At 39.8% G+C, this 18,274-nt stretch carries 16 protein-coding genes; all 16 read left to right on the forward strand.

The window, feature by feature from the left end:
* Window positions 1-61: 61 nt before the first annotated feature.
* The 16 genes from rffA to LKD41_RS04770 all read left to right on the forward strand — a co-directional run bounded on the left by rffA (window position 62) and on the right by LKD41_RS04770 (window position 18,273).
* Window positions 62-1,195 (forward strand): dTDP-4-amino-4,6-dideoxygalactose transaminase, encoded by a 1,134-nt coding sequence (gene rffA, locus LKD41_RS04695; protein ID WP_227700547.1) that lies wholly within the window; start codon window positions 62-64, stop codon window positions 1,193-1,195.
* 29 nt (window positions 1,196-1,224) lie between these two features.
* Window positions 1,225-2,241 carry an NAD-dependent epimerase/dehydratase family protein gene (locus LKD41_RS04700; protein ID WP_227700548.1) on the forward strand — a complete coding sequence of 339 codons (1,017 nt, stop codon included), beginning with the start codon at window positions 1,225-1,227 and terminating at the stop codon, window positions 2,239-2,241.
* 19 nt (window positions 2,242-2,260) lie between these two features.
* Window positions 2,261-3,406 carry an ATP-grasp domain-containing protein gene (locus LKD41_RS04705; RefSeq protein WP_227700549.1) on the forward strand — a complete coding sequence of 382 codons (1,146 nt, stop codon included), beginning with the start codon at window positions 2,261-2,263 and terminating at the stop codon, window positions 3,404-3,406.
* Window positions 3,403-3,759, forward strand: a complete 357-nt coding sequence (locus LKD41_RS04710; RefSeq protein WP_227700550.1) for a transporter — start codon at window positions 3,403-3,405, stop codon at window positions 3,757-3,759. The genes LKD41_RS04705 and LKD41_RS04710 overlap by 4 nt, the downstream gene beginning before the upstream one ends.
* A 4-nt stretch (window positions 3,760-3,763) precedes the next feature.
* The gene (locus LKD41_RS04715; protein ID WP_227700551.1) at window positions 3,764-4,096 is read left to right on the forward strand and encodes an EamA family transporter; all 333 of its coding nucleotides are present in this window, start codon (window positions 3,764-3,766) and stop codon (window positions 4,094-4,096) included.
* A 12-nt stretch (window positions 4,097-4,108) separates the two neighbouring features.
* Window positions 4,109-5,053, forward strand: a complete 945-nt coding sequence (locus tag LKD41_RS04720; protein ID WP_118056473.1) for a glycosyltransferase family 2 protein — start codon at window positions 4,109-4,111, stop codon at window positions 5,051-5,053.
* Entirely contained in the window at window positions 5,034-7,970 is a 2,937-nt protein-coding gene (locus LKD41_RS04725; protein ID WP_227700552.1) for a YfhO family protein, read from the forward strand. Before LKD41_RS04720 ends, LKD41_RS04725 begins: the two co-directional genes overlap by 20 nt.
* 5 nt (window positions 7,971-7,975) lie before the next feature.
* Window positions 7,976-9,928 carry a DUF2142 domain-containing protein gene (locus LKD41_RS04730; protein ID WP_227700553.1) on the forward strand — a complete coding sequence of 651 codons (1,953 nt, stop codon included), beginning with the start codon at window positions 7,976-7,978 and terminating at the stop codon, window positions 9,926-9,928.
* 91 nt (window positions 9,929-10,019) lie between these two features.
* Window positions 10,020-11,798: a hypothetical protein gene (locus LKD41_RS04735; RefSeq protein WP_227700554.1), complete on the forward strand. Its 1,779-nt coding sequence runs from the start codon at window positions 10,020-10,022 to the stop codon at window positions 11,796-11,798.
* Complete coding sequence (locus LKD41_RS04740; RefSeq protein ID WP_227700555.1) at window positions 11,791-12,699, forward strand: glycosyltransferase family 2 protein; 909 nt, start codon at window positions 11,791-11,793, stop codon at window positions 12,697-12,699. The genes LKD41_RS04735 and LKD41_RS04740 overlap by 8 nt, the downstream gene beginning before the upstream one ends.
* 56 nt (window positions 12,700-12,755) lie before the next feature.
* Window positions 12,756-13,724, forward strand: coding sequence for a glycosyltransferase family 2 protein (locus LKD41_RS04745; protein WP_227700556.1), 969 nt, complete (start codon window positions 12,756-12,758; stop codon window positions 13,722-13,724).
* 55 nt (window positions 13,725-13,779) lie between these two features.
* Complete coding sequence (locus LKD41_RS04750) at window positions 13,780-14,193, forward strand: sugar 3,4-ketoisomerase (protein WP_022244453.1); 414 nt, start codon at window positions 13,780-13,782, stop codon at window positions 14,191-14,193.
* Between the two features lie 12 nt (window positions 14,194-14,205).
* Window positions 14,206-15,303 (forward strand): DegT/DnrJ/EryC1/StrS family aminotransferase, encoded by a 1,098-nt coding sequence (locus tag LKD41_RS04755; RefSeq protein WP_118056467.1) that lies wholly within the window; start codon window positions 14,206-14,208, stop codon window positions 15,301-15,303.
* Window positions 15,304-15,316: 13 nt separating this feature from the next.
* The gene (locus LKD41_RS04760; RefSeq protein ID WP_022244451.1) at window positions 15,317-16,306 is read left to right on the forward strand and encodes a GNAT family N-acetyltransferase; all 990 of its coding nucleotides are present in this window, start codon (window positions 15,317-15,319) and stop codon (window positions 16,304-16,306) included.
* Between the two features lie 15 nt (window positions 16,307-16,321).
* Window positions 16,322-17,329: a glycosyltransferase family 2 protein gene (locus LKD41_RS04765; RefSeq protein ID WP_118088230.1), complete on the forward strand. Its 1,008-nt coding sequence runs from the start codon at window positions 16,322-16,324 to the stop codon at window positions 17,327-17,329.
* A gap of 26 nt (window positions 17,330-17,355) precedes the next feature.
* Complete coding sequence (locus tag LKD41_RS04770) at window positions 17,356-18,273, forward strand: glycosyltransferase family 2 protein (protein WP_227700557.1); 918 nt, start codon at window positions 17,356-17,358, stop codon at window positions 18,271-18,273.
* The last annotated feature ends 1 nt before the right edge of the window (window position 18,274 follow it).

An 18,274-nucleotide genomic window follows, 5' to 3' on the forward strand; every position in this document is an offset into this window, starting at 1 on the left:
TTTATTGTGTTAAAGAACAAAAAGTCATATAATGACGTTAATATACAATGGAGGATGAAAAATGATTAATTTCAACGAACCACCTTATATGGAAAAAAGCATGGACTATATCCGTAAGGCGGTAGAAAATAAGAAAATATGTGGGGATGGAGAATACACCAAGAAGTGCAATGCATGGTTAGAAGAACATACAGGAACAAAAAAGGCATTGCTGACAACATCCTGTACCCATGCAACAGAGCTTGCAGCAATTCTGTCAGAAATTAAGCCGGGAGACGAAGTAATTATGCCGGCTTATACCTTTGTGTCAACAGCAGATGCTTTTGTACTAAGAGGGGCAAAGGCAGTATTTGTAGATATCCGGCCGGATACCATGAATATCGACGAAAAACTGATTGAACATGCAATTACGGATAAGACAAGAGCAATTGTTCCGGTACATTATGCCGGGGTATCCTGTGAAATGGATACTATTCTTGCAATAGCAAAGAAATATAATCTTCTGGTGATTGAAGATGCAGCCCAGGGTGTGATGTCTTCTTATAAAGGAAAAGCACTTGGAACCATGGGAGATTACGGATGTTACAGTTTTCATGAGACGAAGAATTACAGTATGGGAGAAGGCGGAGCACTTTTAATCCGGGATGAGAAAAATGTAGAGAATGCAGAAATTGTCCGGGAGAAAGGAACAAACCGTAGTAAATTCTTCCGGGGGCAGATTGATAAGTATACCTGGGTAGAAGCGGGGTCTTCTTATCTGCCAAGTGAATTGAATGCAGCATATCTTTATGCACAACTTGAAGTAGCGGATAAGATTAATGAAAAACGTCTGTCTATCTGGAACCGCTATTGGGATGGATTGGAAAAATTATCTGATGAGGGTAAAATTGCCCGCCCAACGATACCGGAGGGCTGCGCACATAATGCACATATGTTTTATCTGAAAGCAAGGGATTTAGAGGAAAGAACAGCTTTAATCAGTTATTTAAAGGAACAGGGGGTACAGGCAGTATTTCATTATATTCCATTACATACAGCACCGGCAGGTCAGCGTTATGGTGTATTTGCTGGAGAAGACCGTTATACAACAGTGGAAAGCGAGAAGCTGGTTCGATTACCGTTGTATTATAATCTGTCATTGGAGCAGGCAGATTATGTAATTGATAAGGTCAATGCATTTTACAAAGAGAGATAAATGAAAATACAGGAAAGAGGATTAAGGATATGGTTGTTATTATTGGGGCAACAGGATTTATTGGAATGTATACCGTAGACCGCTTCTTGGAAGAAGGTTATGAGGTGCTGGCAACAGGAAGAAATGCAATCATGAAGCGGGAACTGGAAGCAAAAGGCGTTACCTGTGTGTCATTGGATATTTCGAAAAAAGAAGATTTTGATAAATTACCGACAGAAGGTGTAGAGGGTGTCATTTTACTGGCAGGTCTGCTTCCGGCAAATGCACCGGTGGATATCAGTGCAGATGAGAATGCCGCAGACTATATCCGCATTAATGTAGAAGGAACCGTTAATGTATTAGAGTATTGCCGGAAGAATGGCATTAAGAAAGTGATTTCCACCAGCAGCTATGCAGATGTAAGAAATGCATGGAAAAAAGGCGTTGCCTTAAAAGAGACAGAGCCGAGAGATTTCATGTATACCGGAGACCATGCGGTATATGTGATTTCCAAAAATGCAGCCAATGATGTGATGGAATATTATAATGAGCAGCATGGCATGCAGTGTGCATCTTTCCGCCTGCCACCGGTATACGGAGTAGGACCTCATTCTGAGATTTATGTGAATGGTAAATATTATAAGACCGGAATCCAGACCTTTATTGAGAATGCAGAAGCCGGAAAAGACATTGAAATCTGGGGTGACCCACAGATTTCCAGAGACATTATTTATGTAAAGGATGTTGCAAGAGCATTTGTGCTGGCGTTACGCAGTGATAAGACCTATGGTCTTTATAATATGACATCCGGTACAGAACTTACTTTAGAGGAGCAGGTGCAGACCGTTATTGATGTATTTGGACCGGGTAAGGGTTCTAAGATTGTCTATCGCCCGGACAAGCCAAATAATACACCATCCTTTTTGTTTGACATGACAAAGGCGAAGGAAGATTTCGGCTTTGTACCGGAATATCTTTCTTATCGTGCAATAATGGAAGATTATAAAAAAGAATTAGAAAGCGGAAGATGGGATAAGTTCATCGCAAGCCGCCGCAAGGATAAATAAGTGCCGGGAGGATGGCAATATGAAGAAAATTGTAATTATAGGAGCGAATTCTTTTCAGAATCCGCTCATTTTAAAGGCAAAAGAGATGGGATATGAGACACATGTATTTGCATGGAAAGATGGCTCTATCGGAGAGAGGACAGCAGATTATTTTTATCCTATCAGCATTGTGGAAAAGGAAGCAATCTTAGAAGAATGTCGGAAGATTCAGCCGGATGCAGTTGCAACAATAGCATCTGATCTTGCCAATATTACCGTGCAGTATCTGGCAGAGCAGCTTGGATTACCACATAATTCTGACAACTGTATCTATATATCTACCAATAAATTTGCTATGCGGGAAGCTTTTTCGAAGCATGGTGTGCCTACACCGGGCTTTGTCAGTGTATGTGAAGGGGATGATTATGCGGCGGCTGTAGCAGATATGCAGTTTCCAATGATTGTAAAACCGACCGACCGTTCCGGAAGCCGCGGTATTATGAGGGTGGAACGTCTTGAAGAGATTGCTCCGGCAGTGGAAGAGGCAGTGCGTAATTCCTTTGAAAAGAAGGCAATTATTGAGGAATATATCGAAGGCAATGAATATAGCTGTGAATGTATTTCTTATCAGGGCAGACATCATGTACTGGCGGTGACAAAGAAATATACCACAGGATATCCTCATTTTATTGAGACCGGACATATGGAGCCGCCGGAGCTTTCTGAAATCGAAATGAACCGGGTGAAGGAATTTATTCCGAAGGCACTGACAGCCCTTGAGATTGAAAATGGTGCTTCTCATTCAGAATTTAAACTGGATGCCGATGGTAATGTACGAATCATTGAAATCGGTTCCCGTATGGGTGGCGACTGTATTGGCTCCCATCTGGTATATTTATCTTCCGGATATGACTTTGTCCGCATGGTAATTGAGACTGCTTTGGGACAGGAACCGGAACTGACACCGGCACATGAGCCAATGTGCGCGGGAATCCGCTTTGTGTTTACAAAGAAGGATCTGGATGTCTTGGAAGAGATTAAGAGCAAAAGTCCGGAACTGCTTCAGATGGTCAGTGAAATGGAGCCGGTAGGAGAACATCAGGTAGTAGACAGTGGAAGCCGTTTTGGTTATTACATTCTGGCTGGAAAAAATCAGGCAGAGATTAAGGATTGGTTGGAACGATGAATAAAGTAGAAGGAAAGAAAAAGTGGATACTGCTGATTTTATTGCAGCTGGTAATCATGATATACACATTATCTGGTGTGGCAGCGAAGTTTGCAGCAGGATATGAGTTTTTATCCATGGGATTTATCCTGTGTTACGGAGTAGAAATCTGCATCCTTGGATTGTATGCCATTTTCTGGCAGCAGATTATCAAAAGGGTTGATTTGTCGGTAGCATATGCAAACCGGAGCATTGCGATTCTATGGTCTATGATCTGGGCAGCACTGATTTTTGGAGAACATATTTCGGTACAGAATATTATTGGTGTCCTTCTGGTAATTGCCGGCACCATGATTGTGAATAAGGAGGGATAGAAGGATGATATACTGGCTTTTTCTTGTAGCGTCTGTTATTGTTGCCTCTTTTTCTCAGGTCTTATTAAAGAAAAGTGCAGCAAAGAAGTACGATAATGTGATTAAGGAATATCTGAATCCTTATGTAATTATCGGATATATGATGATGGTTGGAACAACGGTACTGACGATTTTAGCTTATCGTGGCATTGAGTATAAGAATGGCCCGGTCATTGAATCATTGGGTTATATTCTGATTATGATTTTAAGCTTTTTCTTTTTTAAAGAGCCGATTACAAAGCGTAAAGTGTTTGGAAATGCACTGATACTGCTTGGCATTATCGTGTTTTACTTATAGGAGGAAATGAAAATGGATATATCAGTTGTAGTTCCGGTCTATGGATGCCGGGCAGCACTGCATGAATTGCATAGACGTCTGGTGGAATCAGTAAGCACCATCACCGATGATTTTGAAATTATTCTGGTAAATGATGCCTGCCCGCAGAATTCCTGGGAAGTAATCGAAGAAATCTGTAAGGAGGACAGCCGCGTAAAAGGGATTGAATTATCCCGGAATTTTGGACAGATTATGGCAATTACTGCAGGACTGGATGCCTCAAAGGGAGACTGGGTAGTGGTGATGGACTGTGATTTACAGGACCGACCGGAAGAAATCCCGAATCTTTATCGCAAGGCTCAGGAAGGTTATGATGTGGTCTTTGCCAGACGAGCACATAGAAAAGATTCTTTCTTAAAGGTATTGGTATCTAAAATATTCTATAAGATTTATTCCTTTGCATCGGATGGACACTATGATCCGGCAATCTGTAATTTCAGTATCAGCAAACGTGTGGTAATCGATAATTATTGTAAAATGCGGGAAATGCACCGTGCCTTTGTTATCTATGTAAAATGGCTTGGCTTTAAACAGACAGCCATTGATGTAGAGCATGATCAGCGTTTTGAGGGAAAATCCTCTTATAACATGAAGAAGCGTTTTAAGATGGCGGGAGAGATTTTAACTTCCCAGTCGGATAAACTTTTGAAATTCACCATGGGTTTTGGATTCCTGATGTCCATCATTTCAGCAATGATAATTATCGGACTGATTATCTATTATTTTACCGGTCATGTGGCAGCAGGCTGGACCAGTATCGTAGCAACCAACTGTCTCATCGGAGGAATTATTATTATGGTAGTCGGTCTGGTAGGCATTTATGTAGGAAATATCTTTATGCAGTCAAAACAAAGACCATTATATGTGGTGCGTCAGATGCTGAATGAGGAGAAGGAAGATGCAGATTCAAGTCGATAGGAAGAAATGGTTAAAAAATGTAGCAGTATTGTTTGCAGAACTGGTTCTGATTCTTGCAGGGCTGGTTTTGGTGGGAACAGTTGGAGCAAGAGGTTTTGACAATCTGAATGTATATACCACCATCTTCCCACAGTATCAGGATATGGATGAAGTGTTAGCGGGGGCTAACGACCTGATTCCATCGGAGGATGGAAATGGTTATGTGACAGGGAAAGATACTTATTTTGTAATTCCGGTGGATTCGGATAAGTTAATTGATCTTGAGATGAGTCGTATTGAGGGCGAGGGAATCTTAGGAGAAATCTGGCAGTCGGAAAAAGAGACCTTTGCAGAAGAATCGTCTCCGTATACTTTTGAACTGGGGCACAACCCGGTTCAGGTAAAGAAAACAACAAAGTATATCCGGGTTAAGATTTCTTCACAACCCGGAGTTCATTATAATCTGTCAAGGATATCTTATCGAAATCCATTTTCTGTTTTTGCAAGAATAAATAAAAGTTCAATTATAACAACAGCCTTTGCATTATGGGGGTTATGTATTCTTTTACAAGTTATGCAATTAGTATTCAAAAATTGCAAAAAGGGTCGCAATTTTTTGCATATAGTATTATACATTGGTTTTGTTGGAATAACTATAGCATATGTATTTCATGATTTTATCTGGGGAGAGAAATTGTTCTTATATATGGATATAGGTTCGGATACGATACAACAATATTATCCATATTATATGAACTGTGTAAGAAGAATATCGGAAGGTTCATTTTCTATCTGGAACTGGGATTATGGATTAGGGACCAGTTTAATCAATAATATTTCTCAGACATTGGATCCTTTTGGTTTATTTGTAATTTTAGGTGGAGTTGTTTTCGGAATAGGAAAAGTAAAACGACTTTTAGTAGTTGCACAGATATTGAAAATTATTCTCTCGGCATTGTTGTGCCGGTACTTCTTAAAACTCTTTCATGTAAGTGAGAGGGCTGCTTGTATTGGTGGATATTTATATGCATTTAATGGATATTTGATGCTTTGGGGACAGCATTATCTCCTGGGAACAATCTGCATTTATCTTTTGTTAATATTGATTTTTTTAGAGAAGCTGATACAGGAATTCAAAGTAAGGTATGTTATGGGACTGGGTATTTCTGTTGCAGCATCAATAATTTACAGTTATTACAATACTTATATGGCGTTGCTGTTTGTTGGCATTTATTGTGTCTTGCGCCTTTTAAACCCAAACTTGAATTGGCCTTTAAAAGAGCGTATAAAACGTGCATTTACAATTTTGGGAAGTATTATTTGTGGGGTACTGGCAGGGGCAGTATCATTACTTCCGGCAGCATCATATCTTACATCCAGTTCATCAAGATTAGATTCAGATATATCGGCGTTGACAAAATTCTTTCATGGATTATTCTCCGTATACTCTATAGAACAGAATTCAGAAATAGCGGGGCGGATGATATCAAATAATCTATATTACATCAATGACATAAATGCTAGTAGTGGCTGGGGAAATTATTATGAAATGCCTAATATATGCATTACAATTTTTATTTATTTTTTCCTTGGGCAGTTATTAGTACAGAGTATAAAAAAATGTAAGAGTTATAAGAATGCATTATACGGTATTCTTATAACTTTTGTTGGAATTCTACTGGTGTTTAATCCGGGAATGGCAATTGCATTTAATGGATTTGCTTATGCACAGGCAAGGTATACATTCGTACTTATGCCGGTTGCAGCATTACTTGTAGCAGTAGAATGGGATAGACTGACAAGAAAAAAGGAATTTAGTTTTATTGGTCTTGGTCTAGGACTGATAAGCAGTTTGTATATTGCTATAAAAGCGTATAACAAGGCATCATTAGAGGTAAGGAGTTATGATGCAGAAATCATAATGCTGCAAATATGTTTTGCACTTCTTTTGCTGGTAATGTTTCTTTGGAAAAATAGGCAGGGGCGTAAGATTGTAGAAAGCTTACTAATAGTGTGCGTGCTGCTTTCAACATGCACAGAAACCTATATGACAACTAGCCAGAGAGGTACTGCTTATACAACGACAGAGGCAATTGGCTATGATGGTAAAACAATGACGAATGATACTATAGAAGCAATCAGATATTTAAAAGAGAATGACAACACCTTTTTTAGAATGGACAAAACATATACATTTTTATCAACTTTTGGGGATTCTCAGGTAGCAGGTTATTCTGCTGTGACAGACTATAACAGTACGATTAATCGCAATCTGTCAGAATTTTATAATATGTTATATACAGGAGCCATTGTGTTGGATGCACAACGCTTCTTCATATACTCTGATGAGTCTGAAGTATATCCAATGAGTTTGATTAATTTAAAATATGTATTGACAACAGAAGAAGTGGGATATCCATGGGGAGAATTGATTAGGAAAATTGGCAGTGTTTATATTTACAGAAATAAGTATGCTGATTCTGCGGCATCCTTTTACACCAATACAATTTCTCAGAGTGAATGTGCTGCAATGGATGAGACAGACCGGCGTATGCTGTTAAAAGATACCTTGATTGTGCCGGATGAGCAGGCTGCTTTACATGAAACAGAACGTGGAGAAGTAAAGCTTGGAGATTTTGTGGCAGATGGAAAATATTTTACCGGAACTATTTCGAATGAAAAGGAAGGCTTTCTGCTTCTTACAATTCCAGACCAGGATGGATGGGAAGTTTATGTTGATGGTAAGAAAACGGAGACTATCAATGGAGATTATGGTTTCCTGGCAGTAAAACTTACTGCTGGCAATCATGATATTAAAGCAGTTTATCATATTCCATATATGAAACAGGGAGCGGTAATGAGCGTATTTGGTGTATTGCTGCTGGTAGGATATTGCTTATGGTTATATCGTAGAGATAGAAAGAAAAAACAGGGGTAAGGTAAATGAAGGAAAAGTTAAAGAAGATACCACCAAAATATATCGTGGCAGGGGTAATCCTCATTGTTATGTTATTGCTATTGATAAAACATCGCAGTATTTTCTATAATTCAAGGCAGGACAATTACAATGACATGAGTGGTGAAGAGGAAAATATTGCAGCAGAGAATGCTGTGATTTCTCAGTATTTTACTGTTTCCGGTAACATGCAGAATATTGCGCTTCTTATGACGAATGATTCAGGAGAAGACGTTACGATTCAGGCGATGCTTAGGGATGCAGAGACGGATGAGGTATTAAGTGCAGTAAAATGTAATGTGCCAAAGTCTACTGGAACAGAAGAAGTAGTAAGCATGGAACTGACCTTAGATGGGGTAGAGGGAACACGTAGTGTTTATCTGACGTTAGAAGAGGAGACCAGGGCATCGGAGGTATATTATTGTGCCTTGGCCGGAGATTATGAACAGACACTTCTTGTTAATGAAGAGGCAACGGCTGCAAGACTTCGTATGTCGGTAGTCTATGGTGGTGGACTCAATAAGACATTTTTCATTCTGTTTGCGCTGGGAATGGCAGTGGTAATCGGAATCTTTGTAATGCCGGTAAAATGGGCAAAACCGGAAAATATGGTGCTGATACTGGTTTCCGTTATGGGAATCAGTATGGCAGTGATTAATCCGGCATTTCAGGAGTGTGACGGACCTTCCCATTTCTATCGGAGCATGGACGTGTCCTATGGAAATATACTCGGTTCTTTCGCTAATCTCACACATGAAGATGGTGTGATTTATGTGCCGGAAAATGTACAGGAAATTGCTTATCGTAAGCTGACACCAAATGGGAGTGAAGGAACAGGGTATCTGGAGTATTTACAGACACATAAGTTTTCTAAAAATAAGATAAAGATGACTTATTATGACAGTGTAACTTCAGTAGTATACTGGCCACAGGGACTTGGAATCTTCCTTGGAAGGACGTTCAATCTCAGTATTTATAGTGTGATTCTGATGGGACGTATCTTTAATCTGCTGGCATATATGGGCTTGGCATATGCGGCAGTACGGTTTATGCCGTTTTATAAGAATCTTATGGCAATGTTTGCAGTGATGCCTTTAAGCATTTATCAGGCATCCTCTCTTTCCCAGGATGCAGTATTAAATGGAGCTGGCTTCCTTTTCGTAGCACTATGCTGCTATTATGCTTTTGATGAAAAGGTGAAGCTGAACTGGAAGAAAACACTGGTGCTTGGACTCTTACTATTGACGATGTTCTTAAGCAAATATGTCTATGCGTGTCTTGGACTTTTAGTATTTATGATACCAAAAGATAAGTTTAACAGCAGAAAAGATTACTGGAAATCCTTTATAATCGCATTACTTCCGTTCGTCATCTTAGGCGGCTATGTCATGTTCCGGGTATCCTCCGGAATCAGCGGGTTACAGGCCGGTGCTGGTGGCGGTGCAGACACCATGACGCAGATGCAGTATCTGAAAGCGTATCCAATTGCTACGGTTAAGGTAATTATTTCAACATTAATAGTAAACCTGAATGATTATTTGCAACAGTTGAATATGCTTGGCAGTATGAATTATCCATTAACTTTGCTTGCGGTAATTGGACCTTGCTTCCTTTTAGGTGTTGGTCTGTTAGACGGTCAGGAAGTAAGAGGACGGATTAAGATACGACACCGGATTATTATGCTGCTTGCTTTTATAATCACTTTTGCAGCAATTATGATGGGACTTTATATCGGGGACGGCATTGCCAATTCGGTAGGTTCTTCTGTCATCAATGGTATTCAGGGAAGATATTTTATTCTGATGCTGATATTACCGTTTCTGGCGCTGGGAAGTGACCGGGTGAAACAGGACATCAGATATTTTACGGTAAAATGTTCCGGAATCATGGGCATCATGCTTTTATATGCAGTATTTATGCTGGTGAACACCTGTTACTAAAGGAAGATAGAATAAAGAAAAGCTAGAATAAAGAAAAGTTGGAACAAAGAAAAAACAAAGGAAGACTTAAGGAAAAGGGAGAAAACATACGATGGGATGGAACCTTGGAACTACAATTTTTTATGGAATAGCAGTGCTGGCACTTTTAAGTGGTGCATTCTTTAGCTATAAGTCAGAGCGGAAGCAGGCAGGAATGACATGGATGGTATTGCTGTTGATTCTGATGAACTGCTATCACACTTTCTGGGCAGCAATACTGAATGTGATTCATATTCCGGTCAATATTATTTCAATGGGAATCATTGATTTGCTTACCGGCGGATTGCTCTGGTTCTTTATCGTAAAGAAAAAGAAATGGCAGAGGTATGAATTTGCCATAGCAGATGCAGCATTTCTTGTAACCGCACTGGCAATTATTGCAGTATTTGCAAAGGTAAGATATGGCGGAATGGCATTAAATATCAATTTCCTGACCATTGACCCGGCAAACCATTTCCGGGCAGCGATGGATTTAGTAGAGACCGGAACCGTAACCAGTATGTTTTATGAGACGGTGTTAAATGGACTGCTTTTTGAATTTTTAGCTCCATTTGCACCGGTGGATTATTACTATCGATTCTTCGTCTTAAGTGAACTGATTCAGCTATTGATGTCGGCATTTATCTTCTATGGAATTGCAAGAAGGTTAAGCAAAGACCGGTTTGGCAGAGTGGCAGCTTATGCCCTGTCCTTTATCTATATGATAGGCTATCCGATGTGTTCTATGCTCTATGGCTTTGTTTACCTTGGCATGGGCGTAACGGTTATCGGAATGATTATTATTTTGACAGACGTTTATTTAAAGGATGATATGCCAAAATGGCAGAATATTGTATGTCTGATGTTAGGTTGCCTGGCTATCTTTGAATGCTATGTGATGTTTATGCCGGTTACCTTCTTTGCTTTGATTACCTGCATTTTTGTAAAACAGTTTAAAGTAAAGAAACTGGTATCCAAAGATACCGTGGCAATCTGTCTGACGGTATTCCTGTTCCCATGCATCGTAGGCTTTTATTATACATATGCAGGTATCTTTACCAATGGCGTGACGGTATCTTCTGCACTGGTAAATGAGGGAGCCTGCTACCGGGATTTGTTTTCAAACTTTGTACTGTTTATTCCATTGATGCTCTTTGGATTCTATGGGATGTGTAGGAAGAAGGAGAATAATCTGGTATTGTTTTTAGCACCGTATACGCTTCTGTTTGCTTTATATCTTTTCTTGAAGACAGTAAATGGACAAGCATCTACCTATTATTTTTACAAGATTCATTTCCTGTTGTGGCTGATTGCGTTGGTATTGGTCTATTATGCAGTTGTTTATGCAGAAAAGCAGACAAAGGTATTGATAACCGGAAGCTTTGTGATGTGGGCATTTTTAACAGGAATGTACCTTGGCAAGATAGAGGAGAAAATTGCAGTCCATAATGATTTGATGATTTCTACTTATAAGGCAGAGGATTTTAATGATATTTTGCGTTATAATTATGTATCATTTGGCATGCCGGGTTATTCTAAGGAAAAGGAAGAACTTTATCACTGGGTATATAATGAATTAATCAGCAAGGGTGAAGAAATTGTGCCGATGGCAGGATACTGGGAAGATGATTTATGGTATCAGGCAATTTCAGACCAGCGGTATTATGGCTGGGGACAAAGTGACCCGGATCATACGGATTATTTCAATCACCTGAATGCGTCTGATGCCAGCTATATTCTGGTATTAAAGGACAGCCAGATTTATGCGGATGAACAGGCTTATTTTGATTCATTAGAGAGAATATATGATACCGGGATAGGTTTTGTGGCAAGAAAGGAATTGTATGAGTAAAAAAGTAAATGTATTATTGTCTGCTTATAACGGAGAAAAGTATATTAAGGCGCAGATTGACAGCATTTTAAATCAGTCTTATCCCAATGTGGAGCTTTATGTCAGGGATGACGGTTCGAAGGATGGAACCCTTGCAATTGTAAGGGAATATGAAGAAAAGGGACTGCTTCATTTAGAGGCAGGAGAGAATGTCGGCTTTGTAAAGAGTTTTGAATGGCTCATTGCAAATGGCGGCGAAGCAGATTATTATGCTTTCAGTGACCAGGATGATGTCTGGTTTGAAGACAAGATTAAGATGGCTGTGGAAAAATTAGAACATGCAAGGGAAAATGTGCCGGTATTGTATTTTTCCAATTATGATTTCTATGACGGAGATTTAAATTTCATGGCGCACCGGGATGGCAGGACGCCGAATATTTCTTTTGTGAATTCATTGGTGGATTGTGTGTCTCTTGGCTTTAACAGTGTATTTAACCGCAAAGCAAAGGACATGGTGACAGAGCAGATGCCGGAAAAATCTACCGGACATGACTGGTGGATGTATATGGTCTGTGCCGGAATGGGAGAAGTAATCTATGATGAGCGTCCGACGGTAAAATACCGCAGACACAATAATAATGTCAGTGATGGTGGGTACAGCTTTATTAAGTTTCAGATCTGGCGTTTTAAACGTTTTTTCTTGAATCACTATTTCCACCATATTCATGAGCAGATTAAGGAATACAGTGAACTTTACAATAGAAAACTGACCCCGGAAAATCAGAAGGCACTGGCACTTTTTACCAGGGATGGTTTTCATCCGCTGATTGCACTGCGTAAGGTTTTCTATCCGAAGAAGTTAAGACAGAAAGTCGTAGACGAGATATTTGTGCGTTTGGTATTCCTCATCGGAAGGCTATAAGTTGCAAATTTTAAGAAAACATAGTAAACTGTATAAGTTAACAAGAAGGAGCAACGATGAAATTTACTGTTTTAATCGTAACCTATCATCCGGACTGGAAGAAATTATTAGTTACACTGGATTCTGTCATGGCACAGACCTTTAAGGATTATGAAATCGTAGTCTCAGATGATGGTTCAGAAGAAAACTGTTTTGATAAGATAGAAGCATATTTTGCGGCACACCAGTTTGCAAATTATACCCTTATTCCTCATGAGAAGAATCAGGGAACAGTAAAGAACCTCATAGATGGTCTGGCAAAAGCAAAGGGTAAATATGTCCGGGACTTTGGACCGGGGGATGCATTCTATAATGAACATACCCTGCAGCAGGTGTATGATTTTATGGAAGAGAACCGGTATGAGTCCTGCTTTGGACTGATGCGGGGTTATTGCCGCAGGGAAGATGGCGGTGTAGATTATGTGGAATTTCCGCATCCCTTTGATTTATCTCCATATAAGAACTGGAATGAGGATAAGATTGTAAAGAATCTGGTGCTGTATCGGGACAATGCTTCCGGTGCATGTACCTGTTATACCGTAGACTATTATATGACTTATCTTAAGAAGATAGAGGGAACGGTCATTTATGCAGAAGATATTTTTCAGATGATGGCAGGCTTAGATGGCAGACCGATGCATTTCTTCCCGGATTATCTGGTATGGTATGAAGCCGATACCGGAGTATCCACTAAGAAGAAAAGCAGCTTCTCAGAGCTTCTTGCACAGGATGTAGACCGTTTCTATGCCATGATTCAGGAGCAGTACAGCGATAATCCATATGTGAAGAAGCAGAAAAAGGTATTGGGATTATATAAAATCAGAAACCTTTATCTTCGTACTTTGTTACGGCTGTTCCGCAATCCGGATGCCATCCGTTATCTTGTAAGCCATATGCTGCAGGTACGAAAAGGTGCATACCGGCCATTACATCAGCAGAAGGGATTTTTGGATAATCCGGAATTCGGCAAAGAAAAAGCAGAGTAAGAAAAGAATTAAAATAGAAAGTGAAGCACAGCAATGTGGAAGAAGGAGAATGTCCATGGAAGTGATTAAGTACAGATTTCAGCAGCATGGGGATGAACGCGGTCAGCTGGTAGCATTGGAAGAGATGCGTGATATTCCATTTGAAATTAAGCGTGTTTACTATATGTATGATACCGTAGATGGTGTACGAAGAGGCTATCATGCACACCGGTGTTTAGAACAGATTCTGATTCCGATTCATGGAACCTGTAAGATTCATCTGGATAACGGCAGTGAGACGGCAGAGGTCTTATTGGACAAGCCATATGAAGGCTTATATATTGCAAATAATATGTGGCGGGAAATGTATGATTTTTCCGAGGATGCAGTGCTGATGGTACTGGCATCAGAATATTATGATGAAAATGATTATATCAGGGATTACGATAAATTCCTTGCATTTGTAAAAGAGGAAAATAAGGATAAGTAAAGGAGAATTGCCATGAAAATACCATTTGTGTCATTTGAGAAAATGCATGATGAAATCAAGGACGAACTTACCGGAAAATTTCAGCAGGTTTTAGCAAAAAACTGGTTTATCCAGGGAGAAGAATTAGCAAAGTTTGAAGAAGAGTATGCCGCATATTGTGGCGTGAAATACTGTGTCGGTGTAGGCAACGGACTGGATGCACTGTTTCTTCCACTGAAAGCATATGGAATCGGGACAGGCGATGAAGTCATTGTTCCATCCAATACCTTTATTGCAACTGCACTGGCAGTTTCTTATACAGGTGCAACTCCGGTATTTGTAGAGCCGACTTTAGAGTCCTTTGACATTGACCCGGCAAGAATCGAAGAGAAGATTACCGATAAGACCAAAGCAATTATGGCAGTACATCTTTATGGACAGCCGGCACCAATGGATGAAATCATGGAGATTGCAAAACGTCACAATCTGAAAGTAATCGAAGATTCTGCACAGGCACATGGCGCACTCTATAAGGGAAAACATGTGGGAAGTCTTGGAGACGGAGCCGGATTCAGCTTTTATCCGGGCAAGAACTTAGGTGCATTAGGAGATGCCGGAGCTTTTGTAACCAATGATAAAGAGCTGGCAGATAAAGTACGTGCCCTTGGCAACTATGGTTCTGATTATAAATATCATCATATCTATCAGGGAAATAACTCCAGACTGGATGAGATGCAGGCAGCTTTCTTAAGAATTAAATTAAAGAACTTAGACCGCTGGAATGCAAACCGTATTGAGACAGCAGAGAAATATCTTGCCGGAATTAAGAATCCGGAAATCGCTCTGCCAACTATAATGCCGGATACGAAGCATGTATTCCACATCTTTGCAATCCGCTGTGCACGCAGGGATGAATTAGAGAAGTTCTTAAATGAAAAGGGAATTGGAACTAATAAACATTATCCGATTCCAATGCATCTGCAGGGCGCATATGAAAGCCTTGGCATCAAAAAGGGAGAGCTTCCACTGGCAGAAGAGATTTCTGCAACAGAGCTTAGCATTCCGATGTATTATGGAATGACAGAGGAAGAAACCGGATATGTCATTGATGCAATCAATGCATTCAAATAGAAGAGGAGAGACTATGTTTCGATTTGAAAAATATGAGGACAGTTTAGAGGAACAGTGGGATAAATTTATTACAGAAAAATCCATAAACGGAACCTTTTTACAGAGCCGCCGGTTCTTCAATTATCATCCGGCAGGCAGATTTAAAGATGTATCTTTGGTAGTATATAATGAGAAAAATAATATCGCAGCCCTGATTCCGGCATGTGAATTGGAGCAGGATGGGAAAAAGGTATTTTTCTCCCACAAAGGAACCACCTTTGGCGGTATCATTATCGACAAGAAGCATCACAATGCCAAACATGTAGTGGTATTAGTAGAAGAATTAAAAGATTATCTTAAGGAGCAGGGCTATAACGAGGCTTATCTTAAGATGACTTCCGATATTTTCTCAGAAGTAGAAAGTGATTTATTCCAGTATGCATTCCAGCATGCAGGCTATACGGAGCATAAGGAACTGAGTACTTATGTAAACTATGCTACCTATAAAGAGGCAATTCTATCTAACTTTGCACAGGGAAAACGTACCAATGTACACAACTGTGAGAAGGAAGGTCTGGAATGCAGACCGCTGACGACAGATGATGAGATTAAAGAATTCTATGATATTCTCTGTGAGAACCTTTCCAAGTATGATACCAAACCGGTACATACTTTAGCAGAGCTTTTAGATTTCAAGAATGACCGTTTCCCGGAGGAATGTGGATTCTTTGGCATCTTCAAAGAGGATGAAATGTTAGCGGGTTCCATGATGTTTTATTTCGATAAAGTAGGCTGTGCCCATACACAGTATCTTGCTGCAAGACAGGCGTTTAATAAATTAAGCCCGATGACCTTTATGTATTATTCCATGATTGTGGAAATGAAGAATCGTGGCTATAAACGGATTTCCTGGGGAACAGCAACCGAAGATTTAGGTAATTATCTGAATATGGGACTGATTACCAGCAAAGAAGACTTCGGAAGCTCCTATTGTAATAACCTGACCTACTCCATTACATTGTAGGCACTGGAGGATAGTATGAAAGTAAGCGTCCTTGTGACTTTTTATAATCAGGAAGATTATGTGGATGAGGCATTGCAGAGTGTTTTTGACCAGAAATGTGATTTTGATTTTGAGGTGCTGATTGGTGACGATGGTTCTACCGATGGCACCATGGCAAAATTACAGAAATGGAAGCAGAAATATCCGGACAGAATGGAAATTTATGTGATGGACCGGGAACCTGGTGTGAAATACAACAGCAGCCAGCGGGCATCAAGAAACCGTCTGAATCTTTTGCAGTATGTAAAGGGAGAGTATTTTGCTTATCTCGATGGGGATGATTTCTATATCGATGACCATAAACTGCAGAAGCAGGTAGAGATTATGGATCAGCCGGAAAATGCAAAATATGCAGTCTGTGCCCACAATGTCTATGCCTATGATGAGAAGACGAAAGAAAATACACCATTTTTAAACTGCAATCATACGATGAAATTAAAGGGAACAACCTACTGGGGACGTTTCTATTTCCATCCGGATTCTATTCTGATGCGAAGTGCCTATATCAAGGATATTCCGATGGATGTGGTAGCAGATTATTTTAATGATAATACCATTACGTTCTGTTTTATTAAGCATGGGGATGTATATTATATGCCGGATATTATGGCGAGCTATCGTCAGACCGGAGACGGCATCTGGACGGGAAATTCCAGGTTTATCAACTATCTTAGAAATTTGATGGACTATGACTTGGAACAGAAGATTGCACCGGAATTTATCCGCTACAGTCTCGTACGTCACCGGGCAGATATGAGTTTCATGCATAAATGTAAGGAACAGCCAGCTGGAGAAAAGGTGGCTTTCTATGAGGAAAAGATAAAAAAAGACGGACTTACAGTATCCGAGGCGTGGTTAGAATACTGCAAGACCGGAAAGATGTCTGATAAAAAGGCATTAAAATTATACCGGAAGGCAATGCTTTGGTATTTTGTATGCCATGTAAAATGGCTGTTCATTGACAGTTTATTATTACACAATTAGGATATCTGGAATGGATGGAATCAAAGATGAGTGAGAAGAAAAAATTTGGCTTTGTGGTATTGCATTATTGCACTCTTGATATGACAAAGAAGTGTATTGCGGCAATTCAGGAGAAAATGGCACAGGCTGATTATGAAATTGTAGTAGTAGATAATGCGTCCGGCAACGGAACCGGTAAGGATTTAGCAGAGTGCTATAAAGACACAGAGCATGTAAGTGTTCTTTTGAGTAAGGAAAATCTCGGCTTTGCCAAAGGCAACAATCTAGGCTATGTATATGCAAGAGAAGATCTGCACTGTGATTTTATCTGCGTGATGAATAATGATGTGATTTTATTGCAGGATAACTTTGCACAGCTGGTGGAGGCAGCCTATGAAGCACATCAGTTTGCAGTAATGGGACCGCATATTGAATTAAAGGATGGCAGGGAAAATGCCATGTATTATGAAATTGCATCCATTGAGGGTTTGAAAAAAGAACGCCATGTATATGAGGTGAGATTAAAGCACATTACATCTTCTATTTATCCGCTTTGGAATCTTTGGGACAGAGCAAAGCTGCTGCTTCGCATCTTCCTTGGAAAGATTCATATCATGCCGGAATTAAAAAAACACGAAGATTGCACAGAAGGCTCCTTGGAATATCAGGATGAGCTGGTACTGCATGGCTGCTGTCTGATTTTCTCGCCGATTTATCTTACAAAATATAAAGATGCATTCGTGCCGGATACCTTTATGTTCCGGGAAGAAGAACTTTTATATTTAAGATGTAAAGAAGCGGGAATACCGATGGTATACTGTCCGGAGGTAAGAATTCTTCATCTTGAGGATATCTCTACGGATTATATTTATAAGACCGAGCGTAAAAAAGAAATCTTTAATCTGGAGAATCAGATTAAATCACTTGGAATTCTCTTGGAACATTTAGAGGTAATGCAGAAGTAAC

It is taken from the genome of Roseburia sp. CLA-AA-H209 (assembly GCF_020687575.1).
Lineage (GTDB): Bacteria > Bacillota > Clostridia > Lachnospirales > Lachnospiraceae > Roseburia_C > Roseburia_C amylophila.